The organism is Pseudophaeobacter sp. 1A16562, from assembly GCF_041008785.1.
Lineage (GTDB): Bacteria > Pseudomonadota > Alphaproteobacteria > Rhodobacterales > Rhodobacteraceae > Phycobacter > Phycobacter gallaeciensis_A.
In genome coordinates, this window is sequence record NZ_JAXGFT010000027.1 from 1 (window position 1) to 26,877 (window position 26,877).

Here is a 26,877-nt window from a genome sequence, read left to right on the forward strand (position 1 = left end):
GATCATAACCAACAACCTCCGCGGGATGGAGCAGCCCGGTAGCTCGTCAGGCTCATAACCTGAAGGTCGCAGGTTCAAATCCTGCTCCCGCAACCAACGTTTCCGACCAAGCCCCTGCAAATCGCGGGGGCTTCGTCGTTCCAGCACCCCCGCAGGCCAGAATACCTGCCAGATCACCCTCCAGAAGCATCCGGTGACCCCCAGGCGCAGATCCGTCCGGTTCCATCCGCACACTGGAAATCAATCCGCGCAGAGCCTCCGCCGAACCAGTCTTCAAGTCTGGGCAGCCTGCGGTTCCGGCCGATCCTGTTGACCTTCACCATGGGCGTGGTTCCGATGGCAATCGCGACCGGGCCCTCATCTGCGAGCCAGAGTGCGATCGGTATCAAAGTCGTAGGTGGCATGATCTCGGAAACCGTGTTCGGGGTAATTTTCGCGCCGGTCTTCTTGGTCTTCGTGATGAAGCTGACCGGCGGCTACAAGCGTATTGTCCCGGCCAGGGGTTGACCGCGATGGCAGCGGATGCACCGGTCAGCGTTGCTCAAAGCATCCGTTTGCTGCCCGCAAGCCTGCGCGCATGCAATGGTGGTTCGGGAACATGAGAAACAGGCCGCTTCCGCTGGATTGATCGCGATCAAATCGCGATTGGCGGGCCGCTGTTACCAATAAGCTTGGACAGATCATTTCATGCGAAACATTGCGATGCGCAGGAGAGTGAATATGGCTGACACCGACAAAAATGGCTGGGATGCCATCATCATCGGCTCTGGTATGGGCGGCATGGCTGCAGCTGCCGCGTTGTCGAAGCTCGGGCACAAGGTGCTTTTGCTGGAGCAGTACCAGACGCTCGGCGGCCTGACCCACAGCTTTTCCATGGAGGGTTTCTCCTGGGACGCGGGTATCCACTACCTCAACTGCGTCGCGCCCGAAGATCGTGAACGCCACATGCTCGACTGGCTCTCGGATACGCCGATCAAGTTCACCTCCATGGGGGCCGTATATGATAACCTGCACATCGGCGACGCCCCGCCGCTGTCCCTATCGCGGCCCTTCGCGGCGCAGGAGCGCGATCTCAAAGACCGCTTTCCGGACGAAACCAAGGCCATTGAGGCCTGGATCGCGGCGCTCAGAGAGGGCAGGCAGGCGGCGTTTACGGTAACTTCGACACGCGCCATGCCCGGGATCATCGGGTCGGCGATGAAGTGGTGGCACGGCCATGCCATCGACCGATGGTGTAAGCGGACAACGCAGGAAGTCATTGACGACATCACCGACAACCCCGACCTCGCTGCAGCTTTCGCCGCGCAATGGTTCGACCACGGTGGCAGGCCCAGTAAGGCAAGCTTTGCGATGCACGCACTGATCACAGGCTCCTATCTGGAGAGTGGTGCCTGGTATCCGGTGGGCGGCGGTGCGGCTTTTGCCCGGCACATCCTGCCGACGATCACCAAAGCCGGGGGGGCAGTACGGGCGAACACACGGGTTGAAACACTGGTCATCGAGAATGAGCGGGTCGTTGGGGTGCGCACGGCAGCGGGAGAGGAAATCCGCGCCGGAGCCGTGATTTCTGATATCGGTGCGCGGGAAACGGTGAATAGCCTCCTGCCCGAGGGCTGTGGACATCAGGACTGGATTGAACAAATCCACGCCTTGCCTCACTCGGTTGCGCATTTCAGCCTGTTCATGGGCTTTGAGGGCGATATCGAGGCTGCCGGAGCGACCCGCTCGAACCACTGGATATTCCCGGGCGGAAAGGTCGATGTCGTCTGGGCCGACGCGCCAGACACTCCGCCCGAGGGCATGTTTGTTTCTTTCGCGTCGCTCAAGGACAGCGCCCACGATCCCGGCCCATCTCGGAAATACGCCGGGGAAATCGTGGCGTGGACCGATTGGTCAGTCGTGGAAAAATGGGCCCATCTGGAGCCGGGCGCACGAGGGGCGGACTATCAGGTCTTCAAGGAAGCGGTCGAGGAAACCCTCTTTGCGCAGTTCGAAACACATTTTCCTGACCTCGCCAAGCTCGTGGTGTTCCGTACTCTTTCGACGCCACTCTCGACCGAAGCGATCACGGGGCATCACCATGGTGGGTTCTACGGAATCGATGTCACACCCGAACGCGTGCTAAGCGACGCGCTTCAGGCAAAGACCCCGGTGCCGGGCCTCATCCTCGCAGGTCAGGACGTATTGAGCCCGGGAATCCCCGGTGCCCTCTGGGGGGGGATTTTCGCTGCGGCCAGCCTCGATCCGAAAGTTTGGCGCGAACTCCCAGGTTAGACGGTGGTTTAAGTTGGAGTGCATCTCTCCGAGGTTCGCCACAGTGGGCTTTCAAGCAGACTGGACCTGTCGCAGTTTTTTTGATGTCGGAAACCAATAAAGATAGCAGGCCAGGCCCATATGGCAGTGACAGTGCTCACATACGCGCCGAGCCCTTTCAGCGGCAACGGCGGGGTAGAGGAAAGCCTCATGATCTTTTAGGTTTACGCGGCTCTAGTGAATGCCTGAAAGCACACAAAAACGTGATGTGACCTATCTCTTTCATTCGCAGTCTTCTGGCGCGTAGTCTATCAGACCGTTAGCAAGTTCGACATTTTTCCGCACAGAAAAACAGTTCCAAGCCGCGTCCGACTCTGTCGGCGGAGGCCCATCCATTTTGCGGCGTGCACTTTGTATGCGCGCCTTTAGACAAGACCCATTTTCTATAGGAACCCTGTCCACATGGTCACACGAACCTCATCGCAAACCTTCCTGACCCTGAGGTCTGAATTCCTAGTCAATACCGAGACGGCTTCCAGTCAAAGGCAGCCCAGCGTGGCGGCGCTGTCGGGTGGCGGATTCGTCGTGACATGGGAAACAAGAGATCAGGACGGCGATGGTGCTGGAATCTATGGCCAACGCTATGACGCGGATGGGGCTGTGATCGGTCCTGAATTCCTCGTCAATACATATACAGTTGGCGATCAAGCTATCCCAAGCGTGACGGGGCTTAATGCTGGAGGCTTTGTCGTCACATGGTACTCAGCCGGTCTGGACGGGGATTCCTTTGGCATCGGCGGCCAGCGGTATGATGCCGCCGGGAATGCGGTCGGGTCCGAATTCCTGGTCAACACCTATACGAATGACATTCAGGCTCTTCCAAGTGTGACCAATCTCAGCGGTGGCGGCTTTGTCGTTACTTGGATTTCATACGGTCAGGGCCCAAGGGGCAATATCTATGGCCAGAGGTACGATGCGGCTGGGGCTGCCGTTGGATCGGAGTTCCGCGTCAATACTCAAACGGTCGGTGATCAGAATGAACCGAGCGTGGCGGGGCTGCCCGATGGTGGCTTTGTCGTGACATGGCACTCAGCCGGCGGGATCGGGAATACCGAGGGCATCTTTGGCCAGCGCTATGATGCGGCCGGGGTTGCCGTCGGTTCTGAATTCCAAGTCAATATTGAAACCACAGACAACCGGTATTATCCCAGCGTCACGGCCCTTTCGGATGGCGGTTTCGTCGTCACATGGCAATCAGGTGCTCAGGACGGCGATGGTTTTGGGATCTATGGCCAGCGATATGACGCGGCGGGGGGGGCCGTTGGTTCTGAATTTCAGATCAATACCTATACGGCCGATGGTCAGTACCGTCCGAGTGTGGCAGCGCTGTCCGATGGCGGGTTTGTCGTCACGTGGTACTCAGACGGTCAGGATGGGAGCGGCTTTGGCATCTATGGACAGCGTTTCAACGCGGCGGGGGTGGCCATCGGTTCTGAATTCCAGGTCAACACCTATACCGACAACAGTCAGGCGTTTCCGGTCGTGGCGGCGCTGCCTGGTGGCAGCTTCGTCGTCATATGGGAATCGACGGGCCAGGACGGGGATTTCGACGGAGTTTATGGTCAGGTTTTCGGCACAAACAGCGTATCGACGGGTACGGTAACCCTCGCGGGGACCGTGAGTGAGGAGGAGACCCTCACGGTAACCCACACCCTCGCCGACGCGGATGGGCTTGGCACCGTCACCTATCAGTGGCTGCGCGACGGTAGCGTAATCTCAGGTGCCACCGGGGACAGCTACACGCTGAGCCAGGAGGATGTCGGGGCAGAGATTTCGGCACGGGCCTCCTATACTGACGGCCACGGCACGGTCGAGACTGTCACCAGCGACCCCACTGCGACGGTCAGCAATGTCAACGATACCCCCACCGGCACGGTCTCCATTTCCGGCACGGCGACCGAGGATCAGACGCTGACCGCAAGCAATACGCTTTCGGATGAGGATGGTCTTGGTTCTGTCAGCTATCAGTGGCAGCGAGATGAGGTGGATATCTCCGGTGCAACTAGCGCCAGCTATACGCTGACGCAGGCGGACGTCGGCGCGCAGATCACCGTGGTTGCCTCTTACGCAGATGACTTTGGTAGGGATGAGAGCGTCACCAGCTCTGCAACCTCCGCCGTGGCGAACGTCAATGATACCCCCACCGGCGCGGTCTCCATTTCCGGCACGGCGGCTGAGGATCAGACGCTGACCGCGAGCAATACGCTTGCGGATGAGGATGGTCTCGGTTCTGTCAGCTATCAGTGGCAGCGAGATGGGGTGAATATCTCCGGTGCAACCAGCGCCAGCTATACGCTGACGCAGGCGGACGTCGGCGCGCAGATCACCGTGGTTGCCTCTTACGCAGATGACTTTGGTAGGGATGAGAGCGTCACCAGCTCCGCAACCTCCGCCGTGGCGAACGTCAATGATACCCCCACCGGCGCGGTCGCTATTTCCGGTACGGCGAAGACGGGTGAGGCTCTGACCGCGAGCAACACTCTTGCGGATAAGGATGGGCTTGGCGCAATCAGCTATCAGTGGCAGCGGGGCGGCGTGGATATCTCTGGCGCCACCAACAGCAGCTATACTCTCACCCTGGGCGATGTCGGGGCAGCGATCACAGTCGTGGCCCGCTATACTGATGATGAGGGCACCTCTGAAGCCGTTTCCAGTTCTGCCACGGCGGCGATCCGCTATGGCGACTTTGAGGTGGACGGAACGCAGGAGGATGATGTGGTTCGTGGCCGTTACGGCGACGATCACCTGACCGGCCAGGACGGAGAGGACAGCATCATTGGCGGTCTAGGCCAGGATACCCTGGAAGGGAACTCAGGCTCTGACACACTGCGGGGCTGGAGTGGTGACGACCTGCTGCTCGGAGGAGGCGGCGACGATTTTCTCTACGGTGGCGAAGGGGCGGATACTCTCGACGGAGGTCGGAGGCATGACGCGCTTTTCGGAAGAGCCGGTGACGATAGTCTCATCGGTGGCTGGGGTCAGGATACCCTGAAAGGGAACTCCGGCTCTGACACTCTGAGGGGCGCGCAGGGTAACGATGTACTGTTTGGCGGCAAGGACGACGATCTTCTCTACAGCGGTCAAGGGAGGGATAATCTTGACGGTGGTAGCGGTCATGATGAACTTCTTGGCCGACGCGGCGATGATACCCTGCACGGTGGACGTGGACAGGACACGCTCAAAGGCGGTTCCGGGGATGATCTGCTCACCGGGAGCTTCGGGGCGGACAGGTTTGTATTCGGCCAAAATGTCGGCAACGATACGATCACGGATTTTGATTACGGCTCCGACACCATTGAAATCACCAGGGGGGCAGAGGCCCTGAACGAAATCACGTTTGCCCAATCGGGTGACGACGTCCTGATGACGTTTGCCGAGACCTCTGTGCTGGTGGAAAACATCGCGGTCGATGACCTGAACCTCGCGGAGAATTTCCTCTTCACCTGATCGGACCAGCAGTCCGCTGATGAAGCCTCGCGGCAACCTTCTATACTGAAGGCTGCGAGTGGGATGCTGGCAGCACACAACAAACCTACAAGCACGACGTCTCGTGCTGCCAAACCTACCCGGAAGCCCGCGCCCAGTTTGCGAAGTGCTCCACTTCGGCAAAGCGCGGATGATCGGCGCGGCTCACTGCCCAATAGGCTCTGCCGGGCAAGTCCGTATCGGATAGGCGCACCAGCTGCCCGGTGGTCATAGCAGAGGCGGCCAGAACGCTGGACGCCAGCACCACGCCCTGACCTGCAAGCGCCGAGTCAATGGCATGGATTTCCTCGGAAAAGTGCTGTGTAACCTCTGGTGCCTCCCCCGTAAGCCCGGCAGCGCGACACCAGCGTTGCCAGCTGGGCGCCGCTTCTGAGCCGCCACTCCAGCGGTATTCGATCAGCGGCAGGCGCAGGATACCGGCATCGTCGTTGACCGGACAGCGGCGCAGCAGGTCAGGTGCGCAGAGCGGGATCAGGCTGTCTTCGAACAGTGGCAGCCATCGGCCCAGCGGTTCGGGTTGGACGGCGTAGCGCACCGCAAAATCCACATCCCCGCCGGACAGGTCCACCGGCCGGTTGTCAGCCTCGACCTTCAGGTTCATCCCGGCCTCGCTGCGCAATGCAGGCAGCCGCCGCATGAGCCAGAGACTGGCGAAAGCCACCGTGACGGAAACCGTCAACGGGCGGTCCGTATCCCGCTCGGCAATTCCTGCGATAGTGTCGGCCATACGGTCGAAACTCTCGCGCAGCACCGGATACAGGGCCTCGCCTTCCGCCGACAGGCGGATCGGGCGCGGATAACGATGAAAGAGTTTCACCTCGAGGATTTCTTCCAGCTGGCGGATCTGGTGGCTGATCGCGGTGGGGGTCAGGTGCAGTTCGGCGGCGGCGCGGGCGAAATGCAGATGCCGGGCGGCGGCTTCAAAGGCCCGGAGCGCGTGGAGCGGAGGCAGGCGCCGCATCGGTCTCGTCCTTTCCGTTTGGGGTGCAGCTTGGATGAATCCTATTCATCCAGGCCCTGAGATATTCGCTTTCGCCAGTGGGTTGGCCACTTGGTAGGCATGGCGCGAAGTGGAAAAACTCAGGAGATTTCCCATGCCCACTCTGTTGCGAATTGATGCAAGCGCCCAGCTTGAAGAACGCTCCCTCACGCGTCATCTGACCGGGCTGTTCACGCAGAACTTTCTGGCTCAGGCACCGGAGACGAAAGTGATCACCCGTGATGTCGGCTTGAACCCGATCCCCGCGATCGACCATAAATTCATTCACGCGGCCTTCACCCCGCCCGAAGAGCGCGAGCCGTGGATGAGTGAGCGTCTGGCGCTGTCCGACGAGCTGGTCGACGAGGTGATCGCGGCGGATATCGTCGTCCTCGGCGCGCCGATGTACAACTACGGCATGCCGACCGCCCTGAAAGGCTGGATCGACCATATCGCGCGGATCGGCCGGACCTTCTCCTTTGATCTGGCGCGTGGCGACACCCCGATCGAGCCGATCCTGTCGGGCAAGCGGCTGGTGGTGCTGTCCTCGCGCGGTGAGTTCGGCTTTGCTCCGGGCGGGCCGCGGGCGCATCTCAACGCGCTTGACCCGGCGCTGGCAGCCTGTGCGCATTACTTCGGCGTCGCGCAGGCGGATATCGATACCATCGCGATCGAATATCAGGAATTCAAAGACGCGCGTCACGAGGCCTCGGTTGAAGCGGCAGAGACCCGTACCCGCGCGCTGGCCGCGAAACTGGCCGGTGCGGCGGCAGAGACCGCCTGAGATACCCGTTAGAAACGGCAAAATCAGGGGGCGCGGATTTCTATCCGCGCCCCCAGTGTTTTGTGCGACCGAAGTCACTCAGGCGTCCTGATGCAGCTGGACTTCCAACGCGCTCGGTTGCGCATCCTCGCCATTGATCGGCAGCAGGTCCATCGGGCAGCAGGAAATCACCACCACGGCGTCCATTTCCGCGCGGAACAGCACGTGGTCGCCCTTGCTCGAAACCGGAGCACGCCATTCCATCGCGCCGCCCTCGACCACCGGCGTGTTCATCCAGAGGTTCAGCGGGCACGGCACCGATGTCGGACGCAGGCCGATGGCCCCCAGCGCCATGCGCAGGTTGTCGGTGCAATTGTCATGATAACCCTCGTGGCCCAGTTGCGCGTAGCGGTGCACATCGCAGGAGGCGACCAGCGTGTCGTGAACGCCGGGCGAGGTGTCCTCAACCAGCGTGAGGATCGGGCGGCGGCGGTTGGTCACCAGCGTGTCGCCGGGGCGCGGCGACACGCGCCGCAGCGTCGGGCGCAGGTGCTCCATCGAGAGGTATTCGTTGCAGTCGCCCTCGGCAAAGGCCCAGAAATCGCCAATCTGGCTGCCGTCGCGGTTGATGACCGACAGCAACTCGCCCTTATTCACGCGCATCGCCCGGCCCTGACGGGCGGGAATGGTGTAGGTGGTGCCGGCACTGAGGCGGCCATCCTCCGCAAGGGTCTGATGCGCGCTCGGGTTCTCACCGTCGGGCCGTGCGGCATCGAAGGGGGTGTTGAGGCTATCCATCTTCATTTCTCCATCAGGACAGGATGTGGGTAGGGGGCGGCGGGCTCACGATGCGGCTGCCAGGCGCCTTCGGCCTCCTGGCTGGCGGCATAGGCGGCGATCTCTTCCAGCGGTGCGAACCAGACATCGCCGCGCGACAGCACCTCTTCGAGCCAGCGCTCCACTACCCGCCAGCGGGCCAGCCGCCCGGTCAGGAACGGGTGCCAGATGCCGATCCAGAGGCCACCGGCCTCGTATTGCGCTTCGAACTCGTCAAACGAGGCCTCCAGCCCGCGGCGCGGCGACATCACCGGCATCTTGTAGCCGATCTCGTCGAAATGCGCGAAAGGCGGCCAGTCGTCGCTGCCCCAATGCACCGGCAGCTCGTAGAGAGAGCCGGATGCGGTGTCGATCCGATAGGGGAGATCGTCCGCCATCATCGAGCTTTCGTAGGTCAGCCCGTGTTTCACCGCGAGCGACAGCACTTCGGGCGTGACATTATAGACCGGGGCGCGGTAGCCACGCGGGGTGCTGCCGGTCATCTTCCGGTGCACCTCGAGCGCCCGTTCGAACCAATAGGTCTGTTCCTCGGCGCTCTGTTCGGCGGGGTCTTCGTGCAGATACCCGTGGTGGCCGATTTCATGGCCGCCCGCAAGGATCGCCTCGACGGTCTCGGGGTATTGCTCCATCACCCAGCCGGGCATGAAGAAGGACTGCTTGAGCCCCAGCCGACGGTAGGTGTCCAGAATGCGCGGCACGCCGGAATTCGGGCCATAGCGGCCCATGCTGATTGGGTAGAGGCGGCGGTGCCCGTCGTCGGGCCGTGCGATGTGGATCAGGCTGTCGGCATCGACGTCAAAGGTGATCGCACAGGCACAGCGAGCGCCGTTCGGCCATTTTATCGGGTTTCGGATCATGTCAGGGTTCCTTTTGCATCAGCAGCGTTTCGACCATTGCGGCGGTGGCGAGCAGGGTGCGGTCGCTGTCCGGCGCGCCGACCAGCTGCAGGCCCACCCAGCAGCCCGCGTCCGTCTTGCCGACGGGCAGGGAAATGGCGGGCAAATCCAGCAGGCTGGCGGGCATGGTCAGGCGGAGCGCCGCAGCATTCGTTGCGGCAAAGCTCTCGGGATCTTCCAGCAGTGGCGCCAGATGCGGGGCCTCGATCGCAGCCGTGGGCAGAACGTAGACGGTATCGGAGGCCTGCACGGTTTTGCGCAGCGCTTGCGCGCCCTCTTTGACGCCGGCGATCTTCTCGGGGTCCAGATTGGCGGAGGCGCGCAGCCGCGCCGCGACAAAGGGATCGAGGTGGCGGGCGTTCTCGGTGTCCAGCAGATGCCCGTAGGTTTCGACCGCCTCGACAGCGCCCGGCCAGCCCCCCGCGCGGATCAGGGCCAGCGCCTCGGCGAGCGGCGACTGTCTGACGTGCTCCATCGACACGCCCGCCTGCGTGAGCACCGCGACCGCCTCTCTGCAGCGCTGAGCGATCGGCGCGGAGACATCGCCTTCGTCGAGCACGTCGCTGAGCACCGCAAGGCCGCTGGCGGCGTCCGGGCGGGCGCTGTCACCAGACAGGATCGTATCCAGCTCGATGATATCGCTGACCGAGCGGGCAAAGCTGCCAACCGTGTCATAGCTGGGCGCGAGCGGCATCACGTCGCTGATCGGATAGCGGCCGCGCGTGGGACGAAAGCCCACCACGCCTTGAAACGCCGCAGGCACCCGGCAGGAGCCTGCCGTATCCGTGCCGACAGCGAGGCGGGTGAGTCCGCGCGCGACAGAGGCCGCAGCCCCCGAAGAGGACCCGCCCGGCACCCGCCCGTCGAGGAGCGGGGTGCCGTGATGCGGGTTGTAACCGATGCCGGAGAACGCGAGCTCGGACTGATTGGTCACACCGATGCTGATCAGACCGGCCTTGCTGGCGCGCGCCACCACCTCTGCATCCGCCGCGGCGGGGGCTGAGGGGCGCCAGTGGGCGCAGCCAGCCCGCGCGGTGACGCCCTCGATCGCGATCATGTCCTTCCAAGAAAGGGTGGCCCCATCGAGGGGGCCTAATTTCTCTGTGCGATCATCGCTTTGACGGGCTTCGGCGCGGGCGCGCTCTGGTAGGAGAGAGAGGAAAACCTCCCCCTCCTGTCCGGCCCTTTTCAGAGCCTCCATGGTATTGTCGAGAACAGAACTCATGCGGCCCTCACCTTGGCGCCTGCTTCCGATTGCTGCGCGCTCTCCAGAATAAAGCCGTCGCAGGGGTGCCAGGAGGCATAGACCCGCGCCCCGGTGCTTGCGTCCAGCTGCTCGAGCTCGCGCTGCTGGACTTGCGCCACAAGGCTGTGGCCAGATGCGGTTTCGAGATGCAGATTGACGACCGCACCGGCGAATTCCTCTGACACCAGCGTGCAGGCGATTTCGTTCTCGCCCCAGCCGGGGTTGACGGTCACAGAGATCCTGTCCGCCCGTACAGCCAGATCGGCGCTGTCGCCTTGTGTCAGCCCGCTGCTGTCGGCAAGCTGGACCTTGCCGTCGCGTGTTTCCAGGAAGCGTTTGCCGTCCTCCTTGCCGGAAATCCGTCCCTCCAGCAGGCTGATCCCGCCGACGAACTGCGCGACGAACTTGCTGCGTGGGCGCAGGAAGATGTCCTGCGGGCTGCCGATCTGCTCCACCCGGCCGCCGTTCATGATCACCACGCGGTCCGCGAGCGAGAAGGCTTCAGAGTGGCTGTGGGTGACATAGACGAATGTGATGCCAAGCTCGCGCTGCAGTTTTTTCAACTCGCCCTGCATCTTGATCGCCATATGAGCGTCCAGCGCCGAAAGCGGCTCGTCCAGCAGCAGCACTTTGGGCTCCAGCACAAGGCTGCGGGCAAGAGCGACGCGCTGGCGCTGACCGCCTGACAGCCGCGCGACATTGCGGTCTGCGTAGGTGGAAATGCCCAGCCGCTCCAGCCAGTCATCGGCGCGGCGACGGCGTTCTGCCGCGGCAACGCCGCGCATCTTGAGCCCGAACTCGACGTTTTCCCGCACGGTCATGAAGGGGAACAAGGCCAGGCTTTGCCAGACCATGGGGGTTTCCCGTTCCCAGACTGGCAGTTGGTCGATCCGGTTGCCCGCAAGGGTGATCTGGCCACGGTCTGCAGTTTCAAGACCGGCAAGCATGCGCAGGCTCGTTGTCTTGCCACAGCCGGACGGCCCCATGATTGCGATGAACTCCCCTTGCGCAATGTCCAGCGAAAACTCTTCGACGGCGACGAAGTTACCATAGGACTTGGCAAGCCCGTCCAGTTTCAGATGTGTGTTGGTCATGATGTCTCCTCCTTGGACATGGCGCCGCCGCTCTGGCTCAGGACCACGGCAAGCGCGATCAGAACCAGCGTCAGCGTGACGGAAAAACTCAATGTGCCGATAACGTGGATGGTGGGATCGACCTGCCCCTGAAGGGTGGTCAGAACTGCAACCGGAATGGTCTGGTTCAAACCGCCCGTGAACCAAGAGATCACATACTCGTCGAATGACACGGCAAAGGTGATCAGGAAGGCAGCGAGAATGGCGGGCAGCGTGTGCGGCAGCACGATGCGGGCGAGCGCGGAATGCGGCAACGCACCCAGGTTCTGCGCTGCAGTTTCCAGCGTCTCATCCAGCTGCGCCAGCCGCAGACGGCAGACCGCCATCGCAAAGGGCGCGGCGATCACCACGTGGGCGGCGATCACGGCCGCAAGCGTGCCGGCTATGCCGATGCGGGAGAAGAAGGCCAGCATGGCGAGGCCAAGGATAACCAGCGGAACCGTCGGCGGCAGCAAGGCCAGCGCGAGCACGGCCTTCTGTCCAAAGAACCGGAAACGATAGTCCGCATAGGCTGCGGCAAATCCCAGGGTTGTGGCGATCAGCGCGGTAATCCCGGCAACCGTCAGGCTGTTCCAAAGGGCCTCTAGCATGGCACGATCAGTCAGGACCTGCGCGTACCATTTGGTGCTGAACCCCGACATATCGAGGCTTGGGAAACGGTCGGCGCTGAAGGAAAACAGGACCGCCGACAGGATCGGTGCGTAGAGCAGCAGGAAAACCAATGCGAGGCCGGCAATCCAGAAGGCTTTTGGCAAGGCGTGTTTCAGATGCGGAGGCATGTCTTATCCTTTCTCGCGGTAGGCCCAGAGGACGGTTACAAAGGCGGTGACCAGCAGGCTGGCGATCATCAGTAGCGAGACCACGGCGGCGCGCGGCCATTGCTGACCGGCTCGGACAAGGTCGGTCACGAGGATCGGCAGGGTCTGGAAGGTGCCACCGCCCAGATAGGAGGCGCTGACAAACTCGGCATAAGACAGCAGGAAGGCGAACAGCAGCCCCAGCGTCAGCCCGGGCCGGGCCGCTGGGAGAATGACGCGGAACAAGATGGCTCCGGGACGCGCGCCAAGGTTGGCAGCAGCCGAAATTCCGGTCCGGTCCACATTGGCAAGGGCGATGGTTTGCAGGATCAGTACGACCGGCAGCGCCAGTGTTGCGTGGCCGAGGAACAGCGCGAAATAGGTGTTGAGAAGGCTCTCCCCCTTGCCGCCTATCGCCTGAACGATAGAGGAGATCACGCCGCCCTCTGTCAGGAAAACCTGCCAGGAATAGATACGCACAAGATAGCTTGTGAAAAACGGCGCAATCGCAAGTCCGAGCAGGATCAGCCGCTGGCGCGGCGCGGCGACAAAGGCCATCGCGTAGGAGGCCGGAAAGGCCAGCAGCGAAATCGCGACAGCGCTGGCCATAGACAGCCCGTAGCTGCGCCAGAAACTGGCCCAGAGGAAATCGAGGCCCAGGACATAACGCCAGGCCGACAGCGTGGCGTCCGGCGTCAGCCGGTAGTTCACCACGGACCAGAATGAAATCGCCACCAGAAGGCCAAGCGGCACTGCAAAGAACAGCAGCAACCAGGCAGGCAGCGGCAGGACCCAAAGCGCCTGCCAGGCACGATTGAAGAAGAAGTGGAACCGGCGCCCCGAGGTGCGGGCCGGGAAAGCAGGGGAAGTCATGTCGATATCTCCGATAGGGCTGCGGCCCCGACGATTACGCCGGGGCCGGACCGGACATCAGGCGTTCTTGTAACGCGTCCAGGCGTCGTTCCAGGTCTCCAGCGATTGCTGGACCGGAAGCTCCCGCAGGCGGATGCGCCCGGCGCGGATTTCATCGAGCGCATTGGGTCCGTTCAGCACCATGTTCTGACGCTGTGCCTCGCCCGGCAGTTCATCATTCAGCCGCGCCCAGCCCGCCCGTGTCGGGATCATCGCCGGATAGGCCTTGAGCGTGGCGGTCTTCACCTGTCCTTCGGGGGACAGCATGTACTGGATGAATGTTCGGGCCAGATCCTGGTTTTCCGACCGCGTGCCAATCGACAGCGATTCGGTCCATTGCAGGCCGCCTTCCTCGGGGATGGTTGTGGTGACATCCGCGCCATCGCGCGCCAGCACGCCGGTGATCCAGTCCCCGATGCCGGGGATTGCGGCAACCTCGCCCGAGCGCAGCGCTGACAGCATCCCGCCGTAATCATAGAAACCGCGCACCTGAGGTCGGAGCGACATCATCGTCTCGGTCAGTTCCGTCCAGTGCGCCTCATCAAGGTCAAACGGTGACGCGTTGCCATTGAGAAGGCTCAGCGCGCCCAGGTTGGGCAGGTGCCAGTCAAAATGGCCGATCCGCCCCTCATGCTGAGAGCCCCACATGCTGCGATAGCTGCGGGCTTCCGCCTCGCTCATCGCGGCGCGGTTATGGGACAGGCCGAGGAAGCCAAACCGCAGGAAAACCGCATAGGGCTGACCGTCGAACCAGTGACCGCGGAAGTTCTGGAACTCCGGGAAGAAGTCGTCGAACGGGTAATCCTCGGGTGTCAGCGGTTCAATGAAACCCGCCTGCTGCAATTGGACGACGTATTCCGCGTCCGACAGGATTACATCGTAGGTTCCGGCCGGAGACTGCGCGATTTGCGCGAGCATCTGGTCGCCGCCGACATATTCCTTGGCGCGGATGCGAACGTTATGCGCCTCCTCGAAGGCGCCGATCACATCCGGGTCGGCATGGCCCGCCCAGGTGAGCATCGACAGGGTGCGACGGCCCTGCGCACGCAGGATGGCCGGGCTGGCGATGGCGGCGGCGGCTGCAAGCCCCCCCTTGATCAACTGGCGCCGGGTGGTGATAATGTTACGTGTCATTTGTTCCTCCCTTTTCATTCCACAAGCTTCAGAAAGAGGAGGCCTAAAAACAAATGACCATTCTTCAGGCCATGCTGAGATTTCCTTTCGCCGGTGAGAAACACCATGCGTAAACTACCGCCGTTAAACGCAATTCGCGCCTTCGAAGCGGTTGCCCGGAGGCTGAGCTTTGCCGATGCAGGGGACGAACTCGGCGTTACCGCGACCGCTATCAGCCACCAGATCAGGCATCTTGAAGCCTATCTTGGGTTTCAATTGGTGGAACGCCGCCCCCGCCAGATCGCTCTCACGGCTGCGGGGCAGGAGCTGTTTCCCAAGCTGCAGACCGCCTTTGATACCCTCGGCGAAGCCTTCGCGATGCTCGACAAGGACGTCGAGCAGTCGCTGGTCCGGGTCACGACAACGTATGCCTTTGCGGAACGCTGGCTGGTTCCGCGTCTCTCAGATTTCTTCGACAAGCATGGCGACATCCGGGTCGAAGTCGAAACCGATGACGACGTTCTGGACTTGCGGACTGGTCGGCTGGACCTGGCGATCCGATATGGCCCCCAGTCCGCCGCGAATGAGGAGGCCGAGATTTTGGTCTCGGACCGCTACATCCCAGTCAGCCTGGCCGATCAACCGGAGACCGGCGCGCAGGACAGTCGGTTGCTGGGGTATCGCTGGCGCAATGCCGACATGGGAGGCCCCACCTGGGAGGAATGGTTCAAGGAAGCCGGGGAAACCTTCCCGCCCGATCGCATTACCCGTTTCAGTGATGAAAGCGCGGCGTTCAATGCGCTGGATCAGGGGCTGGGGCTGCTGTTGTCCAGCAGCGTGCTTGTCGATGAAGGTCTGAAATCCGGTCGCTATCGGCAAATCCAAGGGCCTGAGTTGCACGGGTTTGACTATTGCCTCGTGCTCAATCCGCTGTCGCGCAACAAACACGGCGTCAAGATCTTCGCCGAATGGCTCAGGCAAGCCGCTAAATAGGCTTGAGACCAAACATCTGGCCGCAATCCGCCACCTATTAATGGCTGGTACTATCCGAGATCGATCTACGTGATCGGCAAGCACATCATTTCTGGTGAAGCCTCGACACGCTCTATCAGACCTCGCACAGGCCCCAGTGTCTCCTTTGCAGTATTGCAGGTCCGCACCCACAGACTTGTTTGTCCTGCTATTTTTCTCCTATGCGGAGTGCCTCGATCTCTGATGCCAGGCTTCGGGCAAGGGCTTCGATTTCCCGCTCGTCCGTTCCCTGATGATGCTCGAGGCGCAAGACATTTACGTAGGCCTGAAAACGGCGGGCGAGGGTAGAGCAATCGCTATCGGCAGGGATCTCCCCGCGTGCTTGCGCGGCTTCGAACATCTGCCGGAACTCGTCCCGCATCAGGGTCAGGTAGACCTCAGATTGGGCCGCGATGGCCGGTTCGGTTGAGCGTGTCGCAACGATGGTCTTGACCAGCATGCAGGCTTGTCGGGCGGCATCCTCCTCGGGCAGGGCTGCAAAACCATGCAGGTAATCTGCCATCCCCTGCAACGGTGAAGAGGCCTTGGCGATCCGCTCCCGGAACAGCGCCCGGAAGCGGTTGGTATAGCGCTCCATGGCAAGGAGATAGAGGTTCTCCTTGCTCTTGAAGGCGGCATAGATGCTGCCGGGTTTCATCGACAGCGCCGCTTCGAGATCCTTGAGAGAGGTCGCGTGATACCCCCGTTCCCAGAATAACGACATCGCGGCGTCCAGGGTCGCGTCTCGGTCATAGGGGGCAGCACGCGCCATAATCAGGCCTCTTGTTTTGCCAGGTGGTCCAGAATGCGCGAGTAGTTTTCAACGCCTTGTGCACCGGTGACAAGATGCTGACGGTCAAACACCATGGCAGGCACTCCGCGCACGCCCTGTTGCAGCCAGAACCCTTCGCGTTCGCGGACTGTGGTAGCGAAACGTTCATCCTGCAGCACGGCCCGCGCCTCTGCCCGGTCGAGCCCGATTTCGCCTGCGACATCGGCCAGAACCTCGGGATCCGACATATTGCGGCCATCGGTGAAGTGAGCGGTGAAAAACGCCATTTTCAGGTCGTGCCCGCGCCCCTGTTCCTCCGCCCAATGCAGCAACTGATGCGCGGCGAAGGTGTTGTGCATGCGGGTGTCTTCGGAAAAGGCGAAGCTAAAGCCAAGGTCATTGCCAAGCTCCGTCATCTGAGCCCGGGCCTGTTCCGATTGCTCAGGCGTGGAGCCGTATTTTTCGATGATATGTTCGCGCATGTTCTGCCCTTCGGCAGGCATCTCGGGGTTCAGCTCGAAGGGATGCCAGTGGATCTCGTGGTCTGTTCCGGTCTCTTTCAGCGCCTGTGCCAGCTGACTGAAGCCGATAATGCACCACGGGCACATCACGTCTGAAATGATATCGATGCGAAGGGGCTGATCCGTCATGTTGCGTCTTTCGTGTTTGTGCGTGTTGTTGGCCAGGGGCAGAGCGCCCCTGGCGCATAGTGCATGGATGATCAGAACCGCAAGTCAGGTTTTCACGCCAAAGATCGGCCGGGGCCATAGCTAAGGCACGGACAAGCCGCGTGTCACCCTGTGCGGTATGTCCGGGGAGATCGCATCCCGACCGCCCCGGACAGTGTCATCAGGCGGCCTTTTCGTCAGCGGACCATGCGAATTTCTCGAACACGCTGTCGACCGGAGTTTCGGCCAGGTGGTTGGTATAGTTCGACATGATTTTCTGGCTGTAGCCAAGGACGACTTCGAGGATCTGACGCTTGGTGAAGCCCGCATCGAGGAAAGCCTGAACCTCTTCCGGGCTCAGGACACCGCGCTGACGTACGACCTGCAGAGTGAAGGTCCGCAGGGCTTCGAGATGGGCATTGGGCAGCGGCGTGCCGTTGCGCAGCGCGTCGGTGATCGCATCATCGACGCTCATGCTCTTGGCGATCCCGGTATGGGCCGGAACGCAGTAGTGGCATTCGTTTTCGACATTCACGGTCTGCCAGACAACCGTCAGCTCATCTGCGTCGAAACTGGAGTTGGAGAATAGTTCATGCACGCGCTGGTAGGCTTCCAGCAGGCCGGGCGCTTCGGCCATGACGGCGTGCAGGCCAGGGATAAAGCCGAATGCTGCCTTGGAGTTGGCGAGCATGGGCTTGGCGTCTGCGGGGGCGGTTTCTTCGGTGTGCAGCTGGAAGTTGGTCATGGTTGGTGCCTTTTGGTTGGATTGGAGACGTCATATCTCTGCGCGGCTGCGATCACCGCGTGGTACCCTATCTAAAGAGTTTGAGTGATCACTCAATGTGGAATTTGAGCAATCACTCAAATGTGACTCGTGAGGCTGCGACTTGGTGGAGAGGTTATCCCCCTGAGGCTCCTTTGGGCGCACAGCTATAACAATTCGGCATATCTGGTTGATTTTCGCGTCTCGGCGAAACGGCGGTAGGTTCGAAGCATCGCCTGCATTGGTGATGCTCAACAATGATCGGTGGCCTGGCCTTGCGTGCCGGACCCAAAAATCGCCGCCGAACCGCTATCAGGGAGATATCCGAGATGAAACCTCAAACCAAGCTGACCGGGATCGGCGCCGCTCTTGCGGTTGCATCGCTCGCAGCAACCGCAGGCCAGGCCGAAATCCAGAGCGTCCAGATGAATGTCCTGGGGTCTGTTTCCTTCTTGTCGTCCTATGAAAACTACGAACAGGCATTCTGGGACAAGCACCTGCCCGAAGCCTCGGGGGGACGGATCACCGCCAATGCCCGCGGCTTTGACCAGATGGGCTTGAAGGGCGGTGAAATCCTGCGCCTGACCGGCCAGGGGGTGGTGGATGTCAGCACCACGGTGCTTGGCTATACTGCGTCGGATGATGCCCGCAACGAGGCCGCCGATCTTGCGGGTCTGGCCCCGACTGTGCACACGGCCCATGCGATCGCCGAAGCCTATGAGCCGGTTCTGGATTCCTATTTTGCGGACAAATACGGCGTGAAGGTCCTGGCCACCTGGCCCTATCCGGCGCAGGTTCTTTACTGCAACAGCGAGATCAAGGACCTCAGCGATCTGTCCGGCAAGAAGGTCCGCACCGGCAATCGCACCCTGTCGGAATTCGTGTCGGCGCTGGGCGGCACCGGGGTAACGATGGCCTTTGCGGATGTGATCCCCGCGCTGCAGACCGGGGTGGTGGACTGCGCCATCACCGGCACCCTGTCGGGCAATTCGGCCAAGTGGTTCGAGGTTTCGACCCATCTTTATGCGCTGCCCGTCGGCTGGAGCACGATGGTCACCACTGCGAATCTTGGCTTCTGGAACCGGCTCAACCCGGAGACCCAGTCCTTTTTGCAAGAGGAGCTGAACACGCTGGAAGCCGACATCTGGAAAGGTGCGGGCGAGGAAACCCAGGACGGCATCAATTGCAACGTGGGCATTGAACCTTGCGAGGTCGGAACCAAGGCCGACATGACGCTCGTTTCGGTCACCGAGGAAGACTACAAGCTCCTGGAGGAAATTACCCGGGACGTCATCCTGCCGAAATGGGCCGAACGCTGTGGCAAGGAGTGCGTGGACGAGTTCAACCGCACGATCGGTCCGGTCGTCGGGATGACCGTGGAAGTGAACTGAGATGTCGCGTCACGAGACGACAAATACCCAAACTCCAGAGGCGGGAACGTCTCTGGACCGGGTGCTGAAAGGCGCCCGCAGGCTCAGCCGCCTTGCCACCTGGGTTTCCGGCCTTGCGCTGGTCGTGATCTGTTTCCTGGTCATGGTTGAGGTGCTCCTGCGCAAGTTCTTTGGTGTGACCCTTGGCGGTATGAACGAGATCACCGGCTATGTGCTGGCGGTCACGGTCTCCTGGACCCTGTCATTTGCTCTGCTGGAACACGCCCATATCCGCATTGACGTTCTTTACAATATCGCGAACCGGCGTATCCGCGCGCTGCTGGATCTTCTAAGTCTCGGCGCAATGACCGGCTTCATGCTCCTGGTGACCTATTGGGCCGGACAGCTGTTGAAAAACAGCATTGATTTCGGATCGCGTTCCAATTCTGCGCTGCAAGTGCCGCTGTGGCTGCCGCAATCCCTGTGGGTGGCTGGGCTTGTCTTCTTCGTTCTGACGTTGCTGCTCTTGTGTCTGCGCTCGCTCGGATATCTCTGGCGCCGTGATACCGAAGGCATCAGCCGGATTGCAGGTATCAAACCCGTGGATGATGAGGTCGAGGAACACGCCATGCTGACCGACCTCAACCACGCGAGACAAGGATAACGGCTATGCTCGCCACTGCTCTTACCACATTGATCGTCCTGATCCTGCTCAGCCTGCCAGTGGCCGCAGTCATGGGCGTCCTTGGCCTGATCTTGGCCGAAATCTACTCTCCGATGCCCTTGGTGCGTACGCTGGGCGATCTTGCTTGGTCCACAAGTACCAATAATCTTCTGGTCGCCATCCCGATGTTCGTTCTGCTGGGCGAGATTCTGCTGCGCACCGGCGTCTCCTCGCGGATGTATATGGCATTGTCGCAATGGCTGGGCTGGCTTCCCGGGGGGCTGATGCATTCCAATATCGGCACCTCCGCCATGTTCGCGGCAACCTCGGGGTCTTCGGTTGCCACTGCGGCCACGGTCGGCACCGTGGCGCTACCCGAAGTGCCCAACTATGGCTATAACGAACGACTGTTCCTTGGCACGCTGGCCGCCGGCGGGACGCTTGGCATCCTGATCCCGCCTTCGATCAACATGATCATCTACGCGGTGATGACCAATACCTCGCTGCCGAACCTCTATCTCGCCGGGATCCTGCCAGGGTTGTTGCTGGCCGGGCTGTTCATGGCGCTGATCGCGGTGGCTTGTCTCTTGAACCCAAAATGGGGCGGGAAACGCATTGCCACCAGCTGGGGCGCGCGTCTCAGGAGCCTGCCACATCTGCTGCCTCCGGCGGCGATCTTTGCCGTGGTTGTCGGGTCGATCTACGCCGGCTTTGCCACCCCGACCGAGGCGGCGGCACTGGGTGTGATCGCGGCCCTGATCCTGGCGGCGGGTTTTGGCGCGCTATCGCGCCCGGTTCTGCTGACCGCATTCGAAGGCACCATGCGCACCACCGCGATGATCATCCTCATCATCATCGCTGCCTATTTCCTGAATCTGGTGTTTGCGGCAATCGGTCTGGCGGCCGCGATGGAGCATTTCGTCAGCACCCTGGGTCTTGGCCCTTATCAGACGATCCTGGTGATCGCGATCTTCTATATTGTGCTGGGCTGTTTCATGGAGACCCTGTCGATGATGATTGCCACCGTACCGGTCGTTACGCCGATCGTGGTATCGCTGGGGTTCGATCCGGTCTGGTTCGGCATTATCCTGATGCTGCTACTGGAGACTGCGCTGGTGACGCCACCCATCGGCCTGAACCTGTTCGTGGTGCAAAGCACCCGTCCCAATGGCGGGTCGATGAATGATGTGATGTCCGGGACCCTGCCGTTCGTGGGGATGCTGCTGGTGATGATCGGTCTGGTCGTTGCCTTCCCGCAGATCGCATTGTGGCTGCCGGACATGATGAACTGATCAGACGCCGCGTCTTACAGGAAGGATAGTTTCATGGATGCCATCGCAACCCTCGCCGATCACGTCATCGCAACCCGCTATGATGTCTTGTCCGAGCAAACGCGCGCGGCGGCGCGGCGGCTGATCCTGGACACGGTCGGCGTCGGGCTTGGCGGCAGCACCGGGCAGTGGACCAGCGATCTTTTTGCATCGAGCGCCGGGTGGGGGCAGGGCGCAGATGCGCATGTCTTTGGCCGGGAGGGGCGCTTCCCTGCAGGTCTGGCAGCGCTCTATAACGCTTACTGCATTCACAATTCAGAGTACGACTGCCTGCACGAGGATGCCGTGGTGCATGCGCTGACGGCCGTGTTGCCCGCAGCCCTTGCCGTCGCCGAGGCGCGCGGCGGCGCCAGCGGACGCGCCTTGATTGAGGCTGTGGTAGCGGGCGTCGATGTCGCTGCAACCCTGGGGCTGGCGGGCACGGCCCCGATGAAGTTTTTCCGGCCCGCCGTCCTGGGCGGTTTCGGCGCGGTGGCGGCGGCGGGAAAGATCGCAGATCTGGACCGTGCCCAGTTGATCAACGCCTTTGGTGCACAATATGCGCAATCCTGCGGATCAATGCAGGCCCATGAAGAGGGTACCATGCTGCTCGCCCTGCAGATCGGTTTTAACGCGCGCGCCGCAGTCGAATCCGTCGATCTGGCCCGCGCCGGTCTTCTGGCTACGCAGGATACTTTGGAAGGACGTTTCGGTTATTTCAACCTCTTCGAGGATGGTGCCGACCTGCCCACGGCCCTTGGGGCCATGACAGGCATCCGCCGGATCGAGGACGTGGTCGAGAAGCCTTTTCCAACCGGTCGGGCCACCCATGGCGCGATCGAGGCGGTGTTGCGTTTGTTGCGGCGCCGTGCCTGCAGCGAGGAAGATCTGCACCGCGTGACCGTCACCGTATCGCCGGTGGCCCATTCTCTGGTAGGGCGTCCGGTCGGACCGGAGATGCCTGCGAATTACGCACGCCTTTGCCTCTCATATTGCGTTGCGCGTTGTCTTCTGGCGGGTGATGTGGCGGGCGCGCATTTCTCCTCGCAGGCCCTGCGCGATCCACAGGTCTTGGCCTTGGCTGCGCGCATCGAAGTGGACACCTTTGACATGGCAGAGCCAAGTGCCTTTGGTCCCAGCCGTGTCTCTATCACCTATGCAGATGGCACCCGGGCTGAGGAAACCATTGGCCAGGCGCTGGGCCATCCGTCGAACCCGGTTTCGGACGGGCAACGTTCTGACAAGTTTCGTGCCAATTGCCGCGCGGCCCTGCAGCCGCTTGAGGAGGCGCGGATTGTGGCGCTGGAAGACCGTATTGCAGATCTCGACAGGCTTCAGGACGTGCGGCAGTTGATGGAGCTGGCGTGCCCGGCGACCTAGCGCGGTCAATCGGCCTGCCGCTTTGACAGGATGCCCTGCCATTCGCCGCTGGCGGCCATATCATGCACGATATCACCGCAGAGCTGGGCGACGATGCGCATCGACGCCCGCACCGGGTGGTGCGTGGTCGTGGCCAGAACCAATGTCCGACGCAGATGCATGGGATCGATCTGAGTGGCGACTATGCGTCCCTCCGCGATCTCCCGCTGTACCGCGTTGAAGGGCAGAATGGTGGCGACATTGCCGGTTTCCACCATGCGCACGATGGTCATCAGAGAGTCCACCTCGTGTTCCACGGTCAACGAGCCGCCCATATCGTTGCAGACTTGGTCAAGCAGCGCGCGCAGGCCGTGGCGGCGGCTGGGCAGCACCATCGGGTAATCCTTAAGGTCCGTGATCTGGATCGGCGTCTCTAGCGGGGCGGTCGTGTCTCCGCGTTGCAGCAGGTAGAGGCTCTCATGCAGCAGCTCATCAGCGATATAATGCTTGGTCCGCGGTGCCTTGTAGAACAGGGCGACATCGATATGGCCGGTGGTCAGAAGTTCGCTCACATCACCGCTGAAGGCCTCGACGATGCGCAGATCGACGCCCGGGTGTTCACGCCGCAGGGTGTCGAGCAGGCGCGGCAGCAGAATGTGGCTTTCCGTCGGTGGCACGCCAAGCGTGACCTTGCCTTCTATAACGCCTTTCAAGGCACGGACATCGTGCTCCATCTCTCCGATATCCGCCAGAATCTTGCGCACGCGGCCATCAAAGACACGGCCCGCGCTGGTCAGTTTCATACCGCGCCCGGTACGATGGAACAGGGGCACGCCCAGTTCCTCCTCCAGAAGTCTCAGCTGACGGCTGATCGCAGGTTGCGCCACCGACAGTTTGACGGCGGCGCGTGACACGCTTGCCTCGTCCGCAAGCGCGACAAAATAATGTAATTGGCGCATTTCCATGGAAAAAAGTCCGGCGGTTCGTGATGGTCCGTTGCGATCTGTCGGCCGGACTGATGCCCGGGGCAGGCATAGTTTAGACCAGAAAGATCACGGAACAAAACGAAACCGCCGGACTGGGGGGATCAGCCGTTCACCAGATCCAGAAGGCCGCGCGCACTGGGCAATGTGTCGAGCGACCAGATGCTATCGAGCACCTTGCGGGTCTGTGTGTCGGACAGGATCCCCGAGACGCAATCCATGAATTTGCCTTCCAGTTCCTCATCGGACAGCGGGTTGTCCGGCCCGCCGCGATAGCGGTCGTCCGAGAAGCGTTGAATGGTCTTGCCCGATTTCGTCACCACCTCAATCCGCGACAGGATCTTTTCGTGCCCCATCGCCGCGATATCGGGATCGAACTGCGTCTCGACGCGCTGCTGCATAGCCTGGCACTCCGGGCTCTGCACGAAGGCATCGGTGAATTCAGCCTTGCCTGCCCGACCGGTCAGGATGATCGCCGACAGCAGGAAGGCCATGCAGAATTTGCCTTCCAGTTCGGTCTGGGCAATGCGGAAGCGGATCGGATGCAGGATGTTGTTTGAAGCAAAGAGCGTGACGCTTTCGATATCCTCTGGGGACAGCGCGTGCTCTTCCATCAGCGCCTTCATGGTATCCATCGACGGATGGGTCAGAACTCCGCAGGGATAGGGTTTGATGCTGACGCCCGGTTCGCCCAGCGAGAACGGGTTGCCAAAGCGACCCATCACAAGGTCCGGCTCGCCGCCGCGCCCTGCCACCGACAGATAGCCCCATTTGCCATCGAGCGCCTCACCGTTGAAGGTAAAGCCTTCCTGCGCCAGCAGCGCGCTGGTGACGCCGTTCTCCGACGAGCGTCCTACGTGCATCGGTTTGCCCATGCTGCCAAAGTTGGCGCGGATGCCCGCAGCCATCGAGGCCGCGCCGCCCAGGGCCTGCGCGGTACGATCACCATCCAGGCCGATCATCCGCGCTGCCGCAGCCGCCGACCCGAAGGTGCCGATTGTGCCGCTGGTGTGGAAGCCGAGGTTATAGTGGTCGGGATTGATCGCCTCGGCGATCTTGCACTCGACCTCGACCCCGGCAACAAAACTGGTGATCAGGTCCTTGCCACTGACCTTAGGATTGGTTTCGGCCAGCGCCAGGGCGGCGGCCAGCGGCGGCACGGTCGGATGGGTCAGCAAGCCATAGGGCCGGTTTGGACCTTCGGCGACCTGGGTGTCGTCCCAATCCATCGCATGCCCGGCCAGCCCGTTCCAGAAGGCCGCCTGCTGCGCCGAAAGCTGCAGATCCGGATTGCCGACAGGCCGGGCCACCGGTCGCGCTCCGGCCTTGCGCAGGTAACGGTCGGCGACCTGCAGAGCTTCCTGCTCGGTGCCTGCCAGCATGACGCCAAGCCCGTCGATGATGCAGCGTTTGGCGATATGCAGCGTTTCTGCGGGAATATCCTCATAGGCGAGGCTGGCGGCGAAACCTGCGGCCTCGGCCGTCAGGCTGTCCTGTTTGGTCATTGCGTCTTTCATTGGGGGGCTCCTTTCCAGGCCTTGATCAGGTCGGCGCTGTCGCAGACCAGTCCAAAGCGGGCATTGGCGGTTTTGAGGGTTGCTTCGTGCAGTTCCTGATTCCACGAGGCGCAGCCGTCGCGGGGCAGGGCGGTGTAATGTCCGGTCTCGAATGCATCGCGCAGCGTGCTTTCGACACAAACGTTGGTCGAAACGCCGGTTGGAACTACCGACCGGATCCCCCGGGCGCGCAGCACGGTGTCCAGATTGGTGCCCTTGAAAGCGCTGTAGCGGTGCTTGTGGATCACCGGCTCTCCCTGTTCCGGGGCCAGTTGCGGGATGAACTCGGCACCTTCGCTGCCTTCCATCGCAATCCGGTCCGAGGCATAGGTGGCGCGCCTGCGCTGGGCCAGCCAGGGCGCGGTATCGCTGCGGTGCCGCTCCAGCGTCCAGAACCCAACATGGCAGACCAGAACGCCTGCCGCGCGGGCTGCGCTCAGCAGGTCTTGCAAGGTGGGAATGATGGCCCGCGCGGCATCCAGCGGTCGCCCGGCCTGGCTGGTGGCATAGCCGTCGAGACAGAAATCCTTCTGCATGTCGATGATCAGCAGCGCAGTATGATGCGGTGCGAAGCGCGCGGCGAAATCGTCCAGAATTTCGGGCTCATCTCGGTTCATCGGGCTGCCTCCTCTGTGTACCAGTCGGCAATCTGCGATCCGGTCATGAAGGTGACGTCGTCTCGGGCCTGCAGCAGGTCGATCATCTGCACTAGATAGGGGAAGCGGTGGGGCACGCCGATCAGATGCGGGTGCAGACCTATCCCAAGCACCCGTGCCCCTTCGGGTTCCTCGGGGCTGTCGAAACAGGCCAGCGTCGCCTGCAGTCGCTTCAGCATTTCGGCAGAGCTGTGTTTTTCCACGGCGTAGACAACCGAGTCGTTGATCTCCAGCGTGTAGGGCATGGCAATCAGCGGGGTCGGCATGGCCTGCATCCGCTGCGGTACGTCATCAACGTTCCAGTCGCAGAGGTATTCCACACCATGGGCCGAGAGGATGTCCGGGGTGTCCGTGGTTTCCCGCAGTCCCGGGCTCAGCCAGCCGCGCACGGGGCGTCCGGTGAACTGCTCAAGCTTGTGCAATGTGCTGCGGATGACATCCGTTTCGCTGCTGCCGCCCTGCAGAGTGGTCTGATGCATGCCGTGACCGATGAATTCCCAGCCCGCATCGCGGATCGCTTCGGCGCAATCGGGGTAGGCGTCGATGACGGTCGCGTTGACGCTGGCGGACACCGGCAACCTGCGCGATGTCAGCAATGACAGAAGGCGCGCCATCCCGGCCCGCATGCCGTAATCCGCCCAGCAGAAATTCGGCACGTCCGGGACCTGCTCCCGCCCATGCGGTGCGGTCAGCACCTTGCGCGGCATATCCTGATCAAACGGCCAGTATTCGACGTTTACCACCAGATTGACGATCAGGCGTTTGCCGCCCGGCCCCTGCAAAGGGGGCTGCTGATGCGCTAGCCGGTAGGGAATGCGAGGATTGGCCTGAAGCGCGCTGGAAAGCGCCCCAGGCGGTGACAAGACGTCGTCCATGTTCCATCCTGAATTTATTCGACGATTGCGTCGGAGTTTTCCGGTAACCCGCGCGTGATGCGGATCCTGCGGCACCTTTGAAAAGATGCCGTCATCAGAATGTCAGTAGGGGGTCACAGGTACCAATCCCATTGGGTGCAAGCGGTTATAACAAAACGCGATGGCAGCTTGCCGGAGCTGGTGAGTATGGCCGCGAACCGGTCCGACAACGGCAACGCCCCGGCCTTAACGGGGCCGGGGCGCTACGCATCCGAGTGTGGTTTTTTGGGTTTGGGCCTTGTGTCTTATTCCAGCTCGATGAGGAGGTCCTTTGCATCGATCTGGCCGCCGGGCTGGACGTGCACGGCCTTGACCACCGCGTCGCGTTCGGCGTGCAGGCCGGTTTCCATCTTCATCGCTTCGATGGTCAGCAGCA

25 protein-coding genes and 1 tRNA gene are annotated in these 26,877 nt (G+C 61.7%); 10 read left to right on the top strand and 16 right to left on the bottom strand.

Annotated features, from left to right (window positions below; translation table 11 throughout):
• Window positions 1–19 precede the first annotated feature (19 nt).
• The 4 genes from SM764_RS21920 (at window position 20) to SM764_RS21935 (ending at window position 5,760) form a co-directional block, all read left to right on the top strand.
• Window positions 20–96, top strand: a tRNA-Met gene (locus SM764_RS21920).
• Window positions 97–288: 192 nt separating this feature from the next.
• Window positions 289–507, top strand: coding sequence for an efflux RND transporter permease subunit (locus SM764_RS21925; protein ID WP_369002811.1), 219 nt, complete (start codon window positions 289–291; stop codon window positions 505–507).
• A 213-nt stretch (window positions 508–720) separates the two neighbouring features.
• A complete protein-coding gene (locus tag SM764_RS21930; RefSeq protein ID WP_369002792.1) occupies window positions 721–2,274 on the top strand; it encodes a phytoene desaturase family protein in 1,554 nt (517 codons plus the stop codon).
• Between the two features lie 441 nt (window positions 2,275–2,715).
• On the top strand, window positions 2,716–5,760 hold the full coding sequence (locus SM764_RS21935; protein ID WP_369002793.1) for a hypothetical protein: 3,045 nt from the start codon (window positions 2,716–2,718) through the stop codon (window positions 5,758–5,760).
• 115 nt (window positions 5,761–5,875) lie between these two features.
• Here SM764_RS21935 and SM764_RS21940 read toward each other — a convergent pair whose 3' ends face one another.
• Window positions 5,876–6,760 carry a LysR substrate-binding domain-containing protein gene (locus tag SM764_RS21940; RefSeq protein WP_369002794.1) on the bottom strand — a complete coding sequence of 295 codons (885 nt, stop codon included), beginning with the start codon at window positions 6,758–6,760 and terminating at the stop codon, window positions 5,876–5,878.
• Window positions 6,761–6,893: 133 nt separating this feature from the next.
• On the opposite strand from SM764_RS21940, the gene SM764_RS21945 reads away from it, so the two are divergent.
• Complete coding sequence (locus SM764_RS21945) at window positions 6,894–7,562, top strand: FMN-dependent NADH-azoreductase (RefSeq protein WP_369002796.1); 669 nt, start codon at window positions 6,894–6,896, stop codon at window positions 7,560–7,562.
• Window positions 7,563–7,640: 78 nt separating this feature from the next.
• Here SM764_RS21945 and SM764_RS21950 read toward each other — a convergent pair whose 3' ends face one another.
• Genes SM764_RS21950 through SM764_RS21980 form a run of 7 tightly spaced genes read right to left on the bottom strand, consistent with a single transcriptional unit; the run spans window position 7,641 to window position 14,496 of the window.
• On the bottom strand, window positions 7,641–8,339 hold the full coding sequence (locus tag SM764_RS21950) for a DUF1989 domain-containing protein (RefSeq protein WP_369002797.1): 699 nt from the start codon (window positions 8,337–8,339) through the stop codon (window positions 7,641–7,643).
• A 2-nt stretch (window positions 8,340–8,341) separates the two neighbouring features.
• Complete coding sequence (locus SM764_RS21955) at window positions 8,342–9,235, bottom strand: polysaccharide deacetylase family protein (protein WP_274866846.1); 894 nt, start codon at window positions 9,233–9,235, stop codon at window positions 8,342–8,344.
• A 1-nt stretch (window position 9,236) separates the two neighbouring features.
• Complete coding sequence (locus tag SM764_RS21960) at window positions 9,237–10,499, bottom strand: amidase family protein (RefSeq protein WP_369002798.1); 1,263 nt, start codon at window positions 10,497–10,499, stop codon at window positions 9,237–9,239.
• Entirely contained in the window at window positions 10,496–11,614 is a 1,119-nt protein-coding gene (locus SM764_RS21965) for an ABC transporter ATP-binding protein (RefSeq protein ID WP_274836549.1), read from the bottom strand. The genes SM764_RS21960 and SM764_RS21965 overlap by 4 nt, the downstream gene beginning before the upstream one ends.
• Entirely contained in the window at window positions 11,611–12,432 is an 822-nt protein-coding gene (locus SM764_RS21970) for an ABC transporter permease (RefSeq protein ID WP_369002799.1), read from the bottom strand. Before SM764_RS21970 ends, SM764_RS21965 begins: the two co-directional genes overlap by 4 nt.
• A gap of 3 nt (window positions 12,433–12,435) precedes the next feature.
• Window positions 12,436–13,323, bottom strand: a complete 888-nt coding sequence (locus SM764_RS21975; RefSeq protein WP_274831079.1) for an ABC transporter permease — start codon at window positions 13,321–13,323, stop codon at window positions 12,436–12,438.
• A 57-nt stretch (window positions 13,324–13,380) separates the two neighbouring features.
• Complete coding sequence (locus SM764_RS21980) at window positions 13,381–14,496, bottom strand: polyamine ABC transporter substrate-binding protein (protein WP_369002801.1); 1,116 nt, start codon at window positions 14,494–14,496, stop codon at window positions 13,381–13,383.
• A 105-nt stretch (window positions 14,497–14,601) separates the two neighbouring features.
• Between SM764_RS21980 and SM764_RS21985 the strand changes: the two genes are divergently transcribed.
• A complete protein-coding gene (locus SM764_RS21985; protein WP_369002803.1) occupies window positions 14,602–15,468 on the top strand; it encodes a LysR substrate-binding domain-containing protein in 867 nt (288 codons plus the stop codon).
• A 187-nt stretch (window positions 15,469–15,655) separates the two neighbouring features.
• Here SM764_RS21985 and SM764_RS21990 read toward each other — a convergent pair whose 3' ends face one another.
• The 3 genes from SM764_RS21990 to SM764_RS22000 all read right to left on the bottom strand — a co-directional run bounded on the left by SM764_RS21990 (window position 15,656) and on the right by SM764_RS22000 (window position 17,671).
• Entirely contained in the window at window positions 15,656–16,258 is a 603-nt protein-coding gene (locus SM764_RS21990; RefSeq protein ID WP_369002804.1) for a TetR/AcrR family transcriptional regulator, read from the bottom strand.
• Between the two features lie 2 nt (window positions 16,259–16,260).
• Window positions 16,261–16,908: a DsbA family oxidoreductase gene (locus SM764_RS21995; RefSeq protein ID WP_369002805.1), complete on the bottom strand. Its 648-nt coding sequence runs from the start codon at window positions 16,906–16,908 to the stop codon at window positions 16,261–16,263.
• 199 nt (window positions 16,909–17,107) lie between these two features.
• Window positions 17,108–17,671: a carboxymuconolactone decarboxylase family protein gene (locus SM764_RS22000; RefSeq protein ID WP_065271402.1), complete on the bottom strand. Its 564-nt coding sequence runs from the start codon at window positions 17,669–17,671 to the stop codon at window positions 17,108–17,110.
• A 347-nt stretch (window positions 17,672–18,018) separates the two neighbouring features.
• Between SM764_RS22000 and SM764_RS22005 the strand changes: the two genes are divergently transcribed.
• Genes SM764_RS22005 through SM764_RS22020 form a run of 4 tightly spaced genes read left to right on the top strand, consistent with a single transcriptional unit; the run spans window position 18,019 to window position 22,413 of the window.
• Window positions 18,019–19,080: a TRAP transporter substrate-binding protein gene (locus SM764_RS22005; RefSeq protein ID WP_274834353.1), complete on the top strand. Its 1,062-nt coding sequence runs from the start codon at window positions 18,019–18,021 to the stop codon at window positions 19,078–19,080.
• 1 nt (window position 19,081) lies between these two features.
• Window positions 19,082–19,723, top strand: a complete 642-nt coding sequence (locus tag SM764_RS22010; protein WP_368948934.1) for a TRAP transporter small permease subunit — start codon at window positions 19,082–19,084, stop codon at window positions 19,721–19,723.
• 5 nt (window positions 19,724–19,728) lie between these two features.
• Window positions 19,729–21,015 (top strand): TRAP transporter large permease, encoded by a 1,287-nt coding sequence (locus tag SM764_RS22015; RefSeq protein WP_065271399.1) that lies wholly within the window; start codon window positions 19,729–19,731, stop codon window positions 21,013–21,015.
• A gap of 33 nt (window positions 21,016–21,048) precedes the next feature.
• Complete coding sequence (locus SM764_RS22020) at window positions 21,049–22,413, top strand: MmgE/PrpD family protein (protein WP_369002806.1); 1,365 nt, start codon at window positions 21,049–21,051, stop codon at window positions 22,411–22,413.
• 5 nt (window positions 22,414–22,418) lie between these two features.
• On the opposite strand, the gene SM764_RS22025 is transcribed toward SM764_RS22020, so the two are convergent.
• The 5 genes from SM764_RS22025 to SM764_RS22045 all read right to left on the bottom strand — a co-directional run.
• Complete coding sequence (locus tag SM764_RS22025) at window positions 22,419–23,357, bottom strand: LysR family transcriptional regulator (RefSeq protein ID WP_369002807.1); 939 nt, start codon at window positions 23,355–23,357, stop codon at window positions 22,419–22,421.
• Window positions 23,358–23,479: 122 nt separating this feature from the next.
• Window positions 23,480–24,892, bottom strand: a complete 1,413-nt coding sequence (locus tag SM764_RS22030; RefSeq protein WP_369002808.1) for an MmgE/PrpD family protein — start codon at window positions 24,890–24,892, stop codon at window positions 23,480–23,482.
• Window positions 24,889–25,548 carry a cysteine hydrolase family protein gene (locus SM764_RS22035; RefSeq protein ID WP_369002809.1) on the bottom strand — a complete coding sequence of 220 codons (660 nt, stop codon included), beginning with the start codon at window positions 25,546–25,548 and terminating at the stop codon, window positions 24,889–24,891. The genes SM764_RS22030 and SM764_RS22035 overlap by 4 nt, the downstream gene beginning before the upstream one ends.
• Entirely contained in the window at window positions 25,545–26,462 is a 918-nt protein-coding gene (locus SM764_RS22040; RefSeq protein ID WP_369002810.1) for a polysaccharide deacetylase family protein, read from the bottom strand. The genes SM764_RS22035 and SM764_RS22040 overlap by 4 nt, the downstream gene beginning before the upstream one ends.
• A 284-nt stretch (window positions 26,463–26,746) precedes the next feature.
• Window positions 26,747–26,877 (bottom strand): biotin/lipoyl-containing protein (locus SM764_RS22045; protein ID WP_490363098.1); only part of this gene is annotated, 131 nt, incomplete at its 5' end.